Annotated in this window: 14 protein-coding genes and 2 pseudogenes; 9 read left to right on the top strand and 7 right to left on the bottom strand. The window is 46.5% G+C overall.

Annotation, left to right across the window (positions count from 1 at the left end; all coding sequences use genetic code 11):
• Window positions 1-79: 79 nt before the first annotated feature.
• Window positions 80-346 (bottom strand): hypothetical protein, encoded by a 267-nt coding sequence (locus tag AC2CGA_RS15525; RefSeq protein WP_003156241.1) that lies wholly within the window; start codon window positions 344-346, stop codon window positions 80-82.
• A 106-nt stretch (window positions 347-452) separates the two neighbouring features.
• Window positions 453-1,730: an Nramp family divalent metal transporter gene (locus AC2CGA_RS15520; RefSeq protein ID WP_088037511.1), complete on the bottom strand. Its 1,278-nt coding sequence runs from the start codon at window positions 1,728-1,730 to the stop codon at window positions 453-455.
• A 657-nt stretch (window positions 1,731-2,387) separates the two neighbouring features.
• On the opposite strand from AC2CGA_RS15520, the gene AC2CGA_RS15515 reads away from it, so the two are divergent.
• Window positions 2,388-2,741: a hypothetical protein gene (locus AC2CGA_RS15515; protein ID WP_007410203.1), complete on the top strand. Its 354-nt coding sequence runs from the start codon at window positions 2,388-2,390 to the stop codon at window positions 2,739-2,741.
• Between the two features lie 57 nt (window positions 2,742-2,798).
• On the opposite strand, the pseudogene AC2CGA_RS15510 reads toward AC2CGA_RS15515, so the two are convergent.
• The 3 genes and pseudogenes from AC2CGA_RS15510 to AC2CGA_RS15500 form a co-directional block, all read right to left on the bottom strand.
• Window positions 2,799-3,014: pseudogene (locus AC2CGA_RS15510) on the bottom strand (DUF2188 domain-containing protein); the annotation flags it as partial.
• 57 nt (window positions 3,015-3,071) lie between these two features.
• Entirely contained in the window at window positions 3,072-3,479 is a 408-nt protein-coding gene (locus AC2CGA_RS15505) for a DUF5360 family protein (RefSeq protein WP_349686284.1), read from the bottom strand.
• Entirely contained in the window at window positions 3,476-3,841 is a 366-nt protein-coding gene (locus AC2CGA_RS15500) for a DMT family transporter (protein WP_015388683.1), read from the bottom strand. The genes AC2CGA_RS15505 and AC2CGA_RS15500 overlap by 4 nt, the downstream gene beginning before the upstream one ends.
• A 166-nt stretch (window positions 3,842-4,007) precedes the next feature.
• Between AC2CGA_RS15500 and AC2CGA_RS15495 the strand changes: the two genes are divergently transcribed.
• From AC2CGA_RS15495 to AC2CGA_RS15480, 4 genes and pseudogenes are all read left to right on the top strand, one after another.
• Window positions 4,008-4,814, top strand: a complete 807-nt coding sequence (locus AC2CGA_RS15495) for an EcsC family protein (protein ID WP_003156231.1) — start codon at window positions 4,008-4,010, stop codon at window positions 4,812-4,814.
• 100 nt (window positions 4,815-4,914) lie between these two features.
• A pseudogene (gsiB, locus tag AC2CGA_RS15490) lies at window positions 4,915-5,220 on the top strand (glucose starvation-inducible protein GsiB); the annotation flags it as partial.
• Window positions 5,221-5,360: 140 nt separating this feature from the next.
• Window positions 5,361-5,702: a cupin domain-containing protein gene (locus tag AC2CGA_RS15485; RefSeq protein ID WP_014304387.1), complete on the top strand. Its 342-nt coding sequence runs from the start codon at window positions 5,361-5,363 to the stop codon at window positions 5,700-5,702.
• Window positions 5,696-6,055 (top strand): DUF4937 domain-containing protein, encoded by a 360-nt coding sequence (locus tag AC2CGA_RS15480; protein ID WP_327937960.1) that lies wholly within the window; start codon window positions 5,696-5,698, stop codon window positions 6,053-6,055. Before AC2CGA_RS15485 ends, AC2CGA_RS15480 begins: the two co-directional genes overlap by 7 nt.
• 23 nt (window positions 6,056-6,078) lie before the next feature.
• Here the strand turns inward: AC2CGA_RS15480 and AC2CGA_RS15475 are convergent, their stop codons facing one another.
• Both AC2CGA_RS15475 and AC2CGA_RS15470 read right to left on the bottom strand, forming a co-directional pair.
• Window positions 6,079-6,900: a manganese catalase gene (locus AC2CGA_RS15475; protein WP_003156225.1), complete on the bottom strand. Its 822-nt coding sequence runs from the start codon at window positions 6,898-6,900 to the stop codon at window positions 6,079-6,081.
• A gap of 83 nt (window positions 6,901-6,983) precedes the next feature.
• Window positions 6,984-8,036 (bottom strand): TRAP transporter substrate-binding protein, encoded by a 1,053-nt coding sequence (locus AC2CGA_RS15470; protein ID WP_014304390.1) that lies wholly within the window; start codon window positions 8,034-8,036, stop codon window positions 6,984-6,986.
• 80 nt (window positions 8,037-8,116) lie between these two features.
• Here AC2CGA_RS15470 and dctS point away from each other — a divergent pair, with 80 nt between their 5' ends.
• The 4 genes from dctS to AC2CGA_RS15450 all read left to right on the top strand — a co-directional run bounded on the left by dctS (window position 8,117) and on the right by AC2CGA_RS15450 (window position 12,985).
• Entirely contained in the window at window positions 8,117-9,739 is a 1,623-nt protein-coding gene (dctS, locus tag AC2CGA_RS15465) for a two-component system sensor histidine kinase DctS (RefSeq protein WP_014304391.1), read from the top strand.
• Window positions 9,714-10,385, top strand: coding sequence for a two-component system response regulator DctR (dctR, locus tag AC2CGA_RS15460; protein WP_003156219.1), 672 nt, complete (start codon window positions 9,714-9,716; stop codon window positions 10,383-10,385). The genes dctS and dctR overlap by 26 nt, the downstream gene beginning before the upstream one ends.
• A 108-nt stretch (window positions 10,386-10,493) precedes the next feature.
• Window positions 10,494-11,750: a C4-dicarboxylate transporter DctP gene (gene dctP, locus AC2CGA_RS15455; protein ID WP_012116859.1), complete on the top strand. Its 1,257-nt coding sequence runs from the start codon at window positions 10,494-10,496 to the stop codon at window positions 11,748-11,750.
• Window positions 11,751-11,935: 185 nt separating this feature from the next.
• Window positions 11,936-12,985 carry an AI-2E family transporter gene (locus tag AC2CGA_RS15450; RefSeq protein ID WP_003156215.1) on the top strand — a complete coding sequence of 350 codons (1,050 nt, stop codon included), beginning with the start codon at window positions 11,936-11,938 and terminating at the stop codon, window positions 12,983-12,985.
• Window positions 12,986-13,021: the final 36 nt, after the last annotated feature.

The following is a 13,021-nucleotide window of genomic DNA, read 5'->3' as shown; positions in this document are numbered from 1 at the left end:
ATTGAGGCGGAATCACATTATCGGAGCGGTTTTTATAATGCAGGCTTAGGTAAAAAAAATAAACAGGCGGCATGCCTGTTTATTTTCGTTTGCGTGAGAGAGCGAAGAAAAACGGGAAGGCGGAACCGGCCAAAAACGTACCGAATAAAAACATGCCTCCGATGAACACATGATAGTTCACCCCGCCGATCCAAAGCCCCGTGATTAAGGAAACGATACTTAATGCGATCATCACAAAGCCGGGAATCAGACGTTTCTTACCCGTTGTCCGATAAGCAAAAAGAGAACAGAAGATACCGATGACAATCGGCACAATCCACAGATAAAAAAGGATAAATACTGACATAAGCAAAACTCCGATTTTTCTTCTATCATACCAAAAACGCCCGGAAAAAGATACGAACGGCACCCGGCGTCAAAAGAAAAACCGGCCGCTGACGGCCGGTTTTTTTCTAACGGAATGAATCGTAGATCACAAACAGATTAAGCGCGATCACCAAAACCGCAATCAGCCAGGCGAGAGCCGTCACCCATTTTCGGTTCGTCAGGGCGCCCATCAGGCGTTTGTTGCTTGTAAACATAATCAGCGGCACGAGCGCAAAGGAGATGCCGAATGAAAGAACGACCTGGCTCCATACGAGCGCTTCTGTGGCGTTGACCCCCGAGATAATGATGATCATCGGCGGAATGATGGTAATGAAACGCCGCAAATAAAGCGGGATACGGTAACGGATGAAGCCCTGCATGATAATATCGCCTGACAATGTGCCGACAGAAGAGCTTGAAAGCCCTGCGGCCAGCAGCCCGATCCCGAAGAGAATGGCTGAAGCCGGTCCGATATAGTGGCCGAATTGCTGATAAGCCACGTCTAAATCTTCTACATACAGCCCGTTCTTGAAGAAAAGCGCGGCGGCGACGATGAGCATGCTTGCGTTAATCGCCCCGGCGATCACCATCGCGATGAGAATGTCAATCGTCTCGAATCTAAAAATCTTTTTCCGCTCATTATCCGTTTTTCCGACGACACGGCGCTGTGTCAGTGCGGAATGTAAGTAAATGGCATGCGGCATCACGGTTGCGCCGAGTATCCCGGTTGCCAAGAGCACACTGTCCATTCCGTCAATTTTCGGGATAAACAGCCCTTCGAGAACAGAGCCGGCGTCAGGTTTGGCAAAGAAGGTCTGCAGAGCGAAGGCGATCACCACGACGAACAGAAGTCCGGCGATGCCCGCTTCCAGCGCCCGGTAACCCCGGCGCTGCAGCTCTAAAATCGCGAATGATCCGATCGCCGCAATAATGGCCGCTTCAACCATCGGTATGCCGAACAGCAGGTTGAGCCCGAGCGCCGCCCCGATAAATTCTGCCAGATCAGTTGCCATAATCACCAGTTCACCCTGTATCCACAGCCCGGCTGATACCCATTTCGGATACCGGTCTCTGGCGATTTCCGGAAGGTTTTTACCCGTGGCAATGCCGAGCTTCGCGGAAAGAACTTGAATTAAAAAAGCCATCAAGTTTGAAAAGAGGATGACCCACAGCAGCATATACCCAAATTTCGAACCAGCTGAGATATTCGTAGCGAAGTTTCCCGGATCAATGTAGGCAATCGCCGCGATAAAGGCTGGGCCTAAGAAAGGCAGAAGCCGCTTGAATCCCTTGCTTTTGCCGTCAAGTGCATCCTGCACGGCTTTTGCTTGCAGTGATTGTGCTGAGATGTCTTTGCTCATTATGTCTCACCTAAATTCCGATAGATTTTTAGCTAAATAACAAAAAGTTTCCTAGATGCAAATTATTTTATCTACATCATAAATCCGCTATTATGAGATGTCAAGTTCTTTATGTTCAATAAACCGGCACATTGATGCCCTGTTTTATCTATGATATGTATCCCGCCGAAGAAAGGTCCGAAAATGAAAACGGCATCGTTCCGGGAAAGAAGCGATGCCGTTCGCAAAGCGTGTTTCCGCCTCCAATCATGCACGGATGCGTGGAGCGTTCTTTTAAAAAGGTGAAAAGAGGACACTTGCCTATATAACTTCACAACTTTCTGTCCGGTGCAACTGATCCTGAGAAAAAGACGCAGTATTTCCTCCGTTTTCCCGGGTAAATAGAATAATAATGTTTCTTTCCATTGGAAGATAAAACCTTTCTGTACCATTCAAATGACCTCCGGAAAAACTCCGGCCGCTCTGAATAAACGTTTGAATCAACGATATATCAGTGATTCCAGTCCAATAAACGGCTGTTATCTATCAAAAAAAGAATCGGAATGGTCACTTGCGAAGAAAAGAAGTTGGAGCATTAGACTTATTTCAGTCTTCCGGGCAAAAAAGTATAATAACGTCAGGAAAGCTTTCCGGCCATATGATAAAAGAGGGGGAATTTTCTTGGTACGTCGTTTGTCGATCATTTCTTTAGCCATGATTTTTGCTGTTTCTTTATTCGCTTTTGGCGGCTCTGCATCAGCAGCAGCTTTCAAACCTAAAGCTGAACCGGACGTTTCCATTTTAGCCAGCGGGGGCACAGTCGGTATTTACGGTGCTAATATGCGCTCATGCTCTAAGGTCAGCTGTTCAACGATCACAACATTCTCAAGCGGTAAAAAAATTACAGGTTCTTGGGTCACCGGAGAATATGTTCAAGGCCACTACACCAATTCCAATAAATGGCTGAAAGTCACGTATGCAGGAGCGACAGGCTACGTTTCAGTCACCACACTATCTTATTATTACGGTTTATAAGCAGAAAAACCTCGTTCTCTTGAGAGCGGGGTTTTTCTATATTCCGATTCAATTTCCGCGTTTCGTTTCATCATCGTGTTTCATCAGCTGATCGATTTCTTCTTTAGAAGCGTTTTTTTTCCACTCTTTCGCCTGACTTGTCGCAATGGGAATAGCCCGTCCTTCTTCATAACCCTCATCTACCATCGCATTCGCGATTTCGATCGCTTTTTTCTTCACAGGTTCCTCGAGATTCTTCAATGATTGCGGATAATCCTTCATAGACCAAGGCATGTCTATCACTCCTTTATGAAAAGTGTTTCCCGCCTGAAGAAAAAGAAAACCGCCTCATCAAAAAGAATGACAGCTATTTTTACGAGAGACCAGCAATTTCCGAATAAAATATAAAGGATAAAGAAGCAAGTACAGATTGAATGCCCGCCACATGAGATCAAAATCACCGATAAATACCCAAAAGGCAATCGCTTGCAGGCCTGAACAAAAGGTCAGCACAAGTGATATTAATGCGAAATGGCGCCATAACGAATGTTTCCGTTTATAAAGAAACAAGCTGTACAGCCCGGTCAATGAAATGAAAATATCTAGGGGAAAGAATGACCAGTTCCAGGCCATTATCATGGCGTTATCATAATCTTTAAACGCCATGTTTTTTGGAATCCACTCAAAAAAAGTAACAATCCAATAAATGATAAATCCAATATCTGTAATGAGGAAGAGAACCTTTAACCCTTTCATCATCTGTTTCTGTCCGTATGAACGCTGATGCCGTTTGATGACGTTTCACTTTCGGAAATAAAGTTTAAGGAAACGACACCGATGATGATCAGAAGAACAGAGACAGCTTTTATAACAGAGAACTGTTCATGAAAGAAAAAAATTCCGATCGCGGAAATCAGTACGATCCCCATTCCCGACCAGACCGCATACGCGATGGAGACACTTATATATTTCAAAGTCAAAGTAAGAAAACAAAGGATGCCGATATAAAACAATAACAATAAAATACTTGGAACAAGTTTTGTAAATCCATTTGATAATTTCATGCTGACCGTACCCAATACTTCAAAAATGATCGCTAAACTTAAATAAATCCATTGCATACAGCATTCTCCTTCAATCGTATTATTCAAAATTATACAATATATAGAATTTGAAGAAAATTAATCAATGGAATGTTTTCCGGATAAAAAGTCCGGCCGGGTGTAAAAAGAAAACGCCATAAAGGTATACTATGTAGAAAGAAATCAGAAAGGACGTGCAGGACGGGTGACAGAAGAGCGGACAGACCTGGAAAGACAACTGAGAGACATTCAAAAATGGGAAAAGGCGCAGCAGAGGGCGATGTTCTGGCAAACATTCACCCGCTTGCCGTTTCAGCTTTTGGACAAGCTGACACCGCAATTTATTCAGAGGAAAATCGGACTCATTCTCGATGAAACGGGAACGTTTATTCAGTCAGGCGGACAGTACCTTACATCAGAAAAGCGCATCATGAAAAAGTTTCAAAAACGGCTGCCGCACGGTACATGTCAAACGCTTCACGACATCCGCAATGCGCCGCTTGCCGTCATGGACGAAATCGCAGAAGCCATAGCGCGTACAAGCGTAAAGGCCGCGACGGTGCAGGGAGCCGCAACGGGAGTCGGCGGCGTGTTTACGCTTGCGGCAGACATTCCGGCGATGCTCGGCCTGTCCTTAAAGACGCTGCAAGATATCGCGGTTGCTTACGGCTTTGATCCGAAAGACAAAAAAGAACGCGTGTTTATCGTCAAATTGCTTCAGCTTGCATCCAGTGACGTCATCGGAAAAAAAGCGATCCTGCAAGATTTACGGCAATATGATCAAAACGACCAAACCTATCAGCGCGTCGCCTCGCAAATCCAAGGCTGGCGGGAAGTCGTTTACAGCTACCGCGATACGTTCGCCGCGAAAAAACTGCTGCAAATGGTTCCGGCCGCAGGCATCATCTTCGGCGCGTCCGCCAACCGTTCAGCTTTAGAAAGCATCGCGGAAACAGGCATCATGCTTTATAAAAAACGCCGGATTCTAAAACGCATGAACGATACAGAATGATAAAAAACCACCCGAAAACACATTCAATGTGTTTTCTTTGTTTAGCAGTTCTGAAATCGGGAAACCAACAACCAACACCAATTAAAGGAGGAATTCAAAAATGGCACAAGATAATAACAAAATGAGCAGAGAAGAAGCAGGTAAAAAAGGCGGAGAAGCTACAAGCAATAACCATGACAAAGAATTCTATCAGGAAATTGGTCAAAAAGGCGGAGAAGCCACAAGCAAAAATCACGACAAAGAATTCTATCAGGAAATCGGTGAAAAAGGCGGAGAAGCCACAAGCAATAACCATGACAAGGAATTCTATCAGGAAATCGGCCAAAAAGGCGGAGAAGCTACAAGTAAAAATCATGACAAAGAGTTTTATAAAGAAATCGGCCAAAAAGGCGGAAATAGACGAAGCAGCTAATAAAAGCATAAAAGGCAGACAACCTGCAGATCAAAAGCGATCCGGCACATCAGCCGGATCGCGTTTGATTTTGGGAAAATCTTGATCTGAGCCGCAAAACCGATACAATAAAATGAAAAAGGGGTTTTTCACTCGTGTCTGACATGCTGAATTTGCTCGCAATCGCCAATAAAGTCAAAGAAAAACACGACAATTTTTCAATCGCGGAGATCAATGACCACTGTGTGCGCCTCGCAGTGTTTACGGGAGAATATGACTGGCACCATCACCCTGACTCAGATGAATGGTTCATCGTTCTGGAAGGTGAGCTGCTGATCGATTTTAAGGACAAAGAAACCGCAGTGCTCAAAGCAAATGACAGCCTGCTCATCCCGAAAGGCACGATTCACCGCACCCGCTCTTACGTCAGAACCGTGAATCTCTGTGTCGAGCATACGCATGCGAAAACAGTCATCACAGAGGAACGGTCATGCTGATCAAAAAGATTGTATGTGAAACAGACGCTGCAAACGCTGAAGCATTTGCGCAAGCACAGTCAAGGTGGGGAGCATTATCATGTGTAAATGGCTTCGTCAGACAGGCCGGCGGCTGGCGGAAAAACGCAGACGGCCTGTTCATCGCAGAGATCATCAGCGTTTGGGAGAACAGACAGGCCTATGATGATTTTATGGAGAACGAACATGACCGCATATACGAAGAAAATGAGCAGAAGGCTGCGATTCTATCAATGGAAGTGATGCTGTACGAGGGGGATGAACCTTTCATTCACGAGCTGTTACATCACCTGGACATCCGATACGAACCGGATTGGACAGTTGTGCGCACATAAAAAAAGCCCCTTTAGAGGCTTTTTTATTTTCGTCCGGGAAGCGTGTTGTGGACATACGGCGGGACGGGGTCCAGCTTAGCTATTTCGCCGTGCGCTTTCGGTTCCTTTTCGTATTCAAATGGTTCTCCGTCCGGCGCTGTTTCCTTCAGCCAATTTTGTTCAGCGCTTTCTGCTCCATCTGAGAAATGAATAAGCTTATGGGAGAATGACTGTTTTTCCAGCGCCTTCGGGAATGTCGAAGGAACGATCGGACCTTCCTGTTCTTCTAATTCTTTAATGGCCGCAAGCCATTGGTTTTGATGCATGGTATCGCGGGCCAATAAAAAGCTGAGCATATCTTTCACGCCTTTATCATCGGTCATTTCATACAGGCGTGCGACTTGAAGCCTTCCTTGTGATTCGGCGTTCAGATTGGCGCGGAAGTCTGCCAGAAGGTTTCCGCTTGCGACGATATAGCCTGCGCTCCACGGAACGCCCGTGCTGCTCTCCGGCATGGCGCCGAGTCCTGAGACAATGGCATGATGCGGGTTCATCCCGCCTAAAATGGACCCGATGACCGGATCATCAGCCGCTTTTTCCTGCTCTGCCAGCGGGGCGTCTTCTAACAGTCTCGCAATCATCGTCGCGATCATTTCGACATGGCCGATTTCTTCCGTCGCGGTATCCATCAGAAGATCCTTATATTTTTCATTGCCCCGTGTATTCCATCCTTGGAACAAATATTGCATGGCGACGGATATTTCCCCGTATTGTCCCCCTAAAATTTCCTGCATCTTTTTTGCGAACAGCGGGTCAGGACGATCCGGTTTAGCCGGATGCTGCAGTTTTTTCGTATGTGTAAACATGTCTCCATCTCCTTTTTTGCTCTGTCCCTATTTACTTCCCCGGCGGGAAAAGGGATGAAACGGAGATGGGCGTATTGGTCCTGCTAAGGCTCGCGGCGCAAGGATAACAAATCCTGCACAAGCCCGCGGCCGATCACCTGTTCATATTGTCCGTAAATCGGGTCGAGGCGTTTCATCCATGTGTTCTTTTCCGCTTTGCTCAGCACATGAATATGAATGGATGAATTCTTCTTTATCTCTTCAAGCTGGTCTTTATTCATTTTCTCAGCGGAGGCTTCGTTCCATTCCGTCGTTTCTCTCATCGCCTCCGTTAAGATGGTTCTCGTTTTTTCTGTCTGTGAATTCCAGAAATGCTCGTCGGTCATCACGGCATAACCGAGGTACCCGTGATTGCTGATTGTCAAATAATCTTGAACATTATAAAATTTTTTAGAATAGATATTTGAAATCGTATTTTCCTCTCCGTCTACGAGATTGCTTTCCAAGAGCTGAAACGTGGAATTAAAGGAATCCTGCCGCGGGTGCGCGCCGAGCAGGCGGTACTGGTCTTCGATCACGCTGCTCGGCATGATCCTGAGCGCCTGCCCTTTCAAATCGTCCGGAGTGAAGATCGGCCCTTTATTTGACGTGAGCTGCTTAAACCCGTTCGTCCAGTACGCCAGTCCTTTCAAATGATGCTTTTCTAAAGAAGCGAACAGGCGCGTGCCGATTTTGCCGTTGAGGCCTTCTTGCACGGCTTTATAGTTTGTAAACGCGTACGGCAGATCCAAAACACCCCATTCGGGAGACAGTGATCCGAGCTTTGAGGTGGAGGGAGCGATGAATTGCACGTCCCCGTTTTGGAGGGCGTTTATTTCTTCATTATCTGAATAGAGGCTCCCGTTTGGAAATACCTCTACTTTAATGGTACCGCCGGACTTTTGATAGACCAGGTCGGCAAATTTATTCGCCGCCCGCCCTTTAGGCGTGTTTTCAGCCACGACATGGCTGAATTTGAAAACCATTTGATCTTTCAGGCCTTCCTGTTCGTCATCATAATACGGTTCTTCCGTTGAGAAACGATCATGAAAGCCGATGAATAAAGCGGTTCCGATACCGAGTACCATCAGGCTGAGACAAGTCAGCAAGCTTTTCATCGAAAACCCCCTCCGCCATTTTCTATAACAAGCATAATCGGGCGGGCCGTTTTCGTAAAGAGACGGAAAGGAAGAGGCCAATGACGAAAAAAAAGCTTACCATCCGCTGGAAAATCACCATACTTTCTTATATCGTCGTGCTTTTTACCTTTTTGATCGTCGGCATCGTGCTGGTCGGCAATATCCAGCATACAGAGGAGCGCGAGCTGAAAAAACGGCTGATGAATACCGCGCGGACGGTATCTGAGATGACCGATGTCAAACGCGCCCTGGAGCAGAAAAAACAAAGGGAAGACGTGCGCCATGCGGTCGAAGAAATAAGGATCATCAATGAAGCGGACTACATCGTCGTCATGGATATGGATCATATCCGCTATTCACATCCCGTCAGCACAATGATCGGAAAGCGTTCAAGGGGTGAGGACGAAGCCGCGGCGTTCGCCGAGCACATTTATTTTTCCGAAGCAAAGGGAGAGATCGGCACCGCCGTCCGCGCTTTTTATCCCATCAAAGACCGGGATTTGAATCAGATCGGCGTTGTCCTTGCCGGTAAAACGCTGCCCGGATTCGGTGAAATTCTTCTTCAGCTGAAACATGAAATACTGTTTATCGTTCTGCTGGCGCTCGGGTTCGGACTGGCCGGCTCCTTTTTGCTGGCCCGCCACATCAAAAAACAAATGTTTTGGCTCGAGCCCCATGAGATCGTGAGAATGTATGAGGAACGGACCGCTACGTTTCATTCGATGAATGAGGGCGTCATTGCGATCGATAATCAGCATCACATCACCATTTTTAATGAAAAAGCGAAGCAGATATTCAATGTCAGACAAGAGACCGACGGCAGGCTGATCTGGGACGTGTTAAAAGATTCGCGGCTCCCTGAAATCGTCGAGCGGAACCGAGCCGTATATAATGAAGAAATCCAAGTCAGCGGAAAGGTGATCATGAGCAGCAGAATTCCGATTGTCATGAAAAAGAAGGTCATCGGAGCCGTCGCCATTTTTCAGGACAGGACGGAAGCGGCGAAAATGGCGGAAGAACTGACAGGTGTGAAAAATTTTGTCGATGCGCTCAGAGTCCAAAATCATGAACATATGAACAAGCTTCACACCATCGCGGGGCTGATTCAGCTCGGAAAATCAGAAAAAGCGCTCCGGCTTGCTTTTAAGGAATCATCAGAACAAGAAAGCGTCACTGATTTTCTTCATCAGGCCATTCAGAATGACGCCGCGGCGGGACTGCTGTTAAGCAAAATCAAAAGAGGAAAAGAGCTTGGCATTTCTGTGAAAATTGATGAAAACAGCAGTTTCTCGGCATTTCCGGAGCATGTCGACCAGCATGACATCGTCGTCCTGCTCGGCAATTTAATTGAAAATGCGTTCGGCGCATTCGAAACAGCGGACACGGAGGACAAACATATTGACATCAGTATCGAGCAAAATGATGAAGTGCTTGCTATATTAATAGAAGACAACGGAAGCGGGATTTCCGATCAGCACATCCCGCGCCTTTATGACAAAGGGTTTACCGTCAATAAAACGGGAGGAACGGGATACGGCTTGTACCTCGTCAAACAAATCGTCGACAAAGGGATGGGCGTTATTGAAGTCGACACACGGCAGGGACAGGGAACGGCATTTTCTATATTATTTCCGATGAAGGGAGAGAAATCATTCGATGGACATCAAGGTGCTGCTTATTGAAGATGACCCGATGGTGCAGGAGGTGAATAAAGAATTTATCACCGGTGTTTCAGGGTTCAGCGTCATCGCCACGGCCGCTGACGGAGACGAGGGAATCAGGCTTATAAAAGATCTGCGGCCCGGGCTCGTGGTATTAGACGTATACATGCCGAAAAAAGACGGAATTAAAACGCTCCAGGAAATCAGAAAACAAAAGCTCGAAGTGGACGTCATCATCGTCTCGGCCGCAAAAGACAAAGAAACAATCCAGCTTATGCTGCAAAACGGTGCGGCCGACTATATTTTGAAGCCGTTTAAGCTGGAGCGGATGAGACAGGCGCTCGAAAACTATAAACAATATAAACGGAAAATTGAAGAGCATGACACGATGTCGCAAGAGCAGCTTGACATGCTGCTGAAAATTCCGCAAAATCCGTCCCGGGATCTGCCGAAGGGGTTAAACCATTTTACGATGAATGAAATTTTGACCTATATGAAACAGCAGACGGAGCCGCTTTCAGCTGAAGAAGCCGCCAAAGCGCTCGGAATCGCAAGGGTGACGGCGCGGCGTTATCTTGATTTTCTTGAGAAGGACGGCCAGATTAAGCTCGACATTCAATACGGGGGAGTGGGACGGCCGGTTAACCGCTACAAATTCGTCCGCTAGCCGAGACCAAAAAGACCAAAATGTCCGTTATGATCATAAGCTTCCCCTCTTCGTATGAAAACGCTATCATTTTTGTATAGACGCAGCGAGAGGCAAGGGGGAGTAGGAATGAAAATTTTCAAAAATCTTACGGTGCAGGTCATCACGGCGGTGATCATCGGCGTCATTGTCGGACTCGTTTGGCCTGAGGCCGGGAAGCAGATGAAGCCGCTCGGCGATACATTTATCAATGCGGTAAAAATGATTATCGCACCGATCATATTCCTGACGATCGTGCTTGGCATCGCCAAGATGGGAGACATGAAAAAAGTCGGCAAAGTCGGGGGAAAAGCATTTATTTATTTTGAAGTCGTGACCACCATCGCCCTTATTATCGGACTTCTGGTCGTCAATATCATGAAACCCGGTGAGGGCCTTGATTACAGCAAGCTTGAAAAAGGGGATGTCTCTCAGTACACCCAAAACGGGGGACAGGGGATTGACTGGATTGAATTTATCACTCACATCGTTCCGTCAAATATGGTTGACGCTTTCGCAAAAGGCGACATTCTTCAGGTCTTATTCTTTTCTGTTTTATTCGGTGTCGGCCTGGCGGCGCTCGGTGAAAGAGGCAAAAGCATTATTGATTTCTTTGATAAACTGTCGCACGTTTTTTTCAAAATCATCGGCTACATCATGCGCGCGGCGCCGATCGGCGCATTCGGGGCCATGGCCTATACGATCGGGCACTTCGGCCTTGATTCCATCAAGCCGCTGGCGAGTCTGATGCTGTCTGTATACGTTACGATGTTCCTGTTTGTATTTGTCGCTTTGAATATCATTTGCAAACTATTCGGTTTCAGCTTGTGGAACTATCTCCGTTTTATTAAAGATGAATTGCTCATCGTTCTCGGCACAAGCTCTTCTGAGTCCGTCCTTCCGCGGATGATGGATAAAATGGAGCGTTACGGCTGTTCCAAATCGGTTGTCGGCCTTGTCATTCCGACGGGATATTCTTTTAACCTGGACGGCACCTCGATCTATCTGTCCATGGCGACGGTTTTTCTGGCGCAGGTGTTCGGCGTTGATCTTACCATCGGCCAGCAGGTTACGATCATTCTCGTGCTGATGCTGACATCAAAAGGCGCGGCGGGGGTAACCGGAAGCGGATTTATCGTGCTCGCCTCCACTTTATCGGCGCTTCAGGTTATTCCGCTGGAGGGACTGGCGCTGCTCCTCGGCGTTGACCGCTTTATGAGTGAAGGAAGGGCGATCGTCAACCTGATCGGAAACGGAATCGCCACCATCATCGTAGCCAAGAGCGAAAATGAGTTTGACGAAGCGAAAAGCACACAGGCCGTAAAAGAAATGAAAACGGCGGTATAAAAGGAAAGGAACGGCATGCATCCGGCATGCCGTTCTTTTTTTCGGCCGCCATGAGTAAAAAAGATAAATTTGTTTAAATTTATTAAGAGGTGGACAAAGACCTTAGCGTCATTTTGTTATATAATTTACAATTAGAGAGTGAAAGATGAAATCTAAGGGCTTTTTGTCCTAGCAGGAGTGTATAAATGGCGGCTATTTTTAAATTTTTTCAGCATCCGGGTGTCAGACGTTTTTCCGTTTTTCTTGTTTTGACTGGGGTGTTAGTTGTATTCCGAAGTATGATTAATTTGATTTTGCTTACGTTTATTTTTACTTTTCTGATGGATCGGCTGGAGACTGTCATCCGGCATGTGTTGAACCATTTTTTCCGGATCAGCCAGAGGGTGGTCATCACCATTTTATATATTGCGCTGGCTGTCGGGGCGACTGTCGGAGGCTTTGTCTTTTACCCGATTGTTGCCAAGCAGATTGAACAGCTGATTAAGCAGATCAAGCACATCGCGTATCATCCCGATGTCATTCCGTTTTATGATGAGATATCGAGCGTGTTCGGCGATATCAATATCGGTTCCTATGTAAAAGAAGGTTTTAATGTACTGTATACATACTTGGCCGATATCAGCACTTTCGGTTTGCAGGTCGTGATGTCACTGATTCTCAGCATGTTTTTCCTGTTCGAGAAAAAGCGGCTCACGGAGTTTATGAAAAAATTTCAGCACAGCAAGCTGTCTGTTTTTTACTACGAACTTGCTTATTTCGGCAGCAAATTTGCGAGAACATTCGGCAAAGTGCTTGAAGCCCAATTTATTATCGCGCTGGTGAACTGTATCCTCACCTTGATCGCATTGGCGATTCTGCATTTTCCGCAGCTGTTCGGCCTGTCCATCATGGTCTTTTTCCTCGGGCTCATTCCCGTGGCGGGTGTGGTGATTTCGCTCATTCCGCTCAGCATCATTGCGTATACGACGGGCGGCGCTGCGTACGTCATCTACATCGTGCTGGTCATTTTCGTCATTCATGCGATTGAGACGTACTTCCTTAATCCGAAACTGATGTCAGCAAAAACGGAACTGCCGATCTTTTTTACCTTTACGGTTCTGATTTTCTCAGAACATTTCTTCGGCATTTGGGGCTTGATTATCGGAATTCCGATTTTTGTGTTCCTGCTTGATATTCTGGATGTCGTCAATAATGAGGAGAAGGAAAAAAACGGACCGGTCCCGGATAAGACATAACGACGGCTCCGGCTCTTCACGAATATATGACTAATG

It is taken from the genome of Bacillus sp. SYZHCR11 (genome assembly GCF_057196865.1).
Note: the sequence above shows the minus strand (reverse complement) of the source record. Positions and strands in the feature narration are given on the sequence as shown.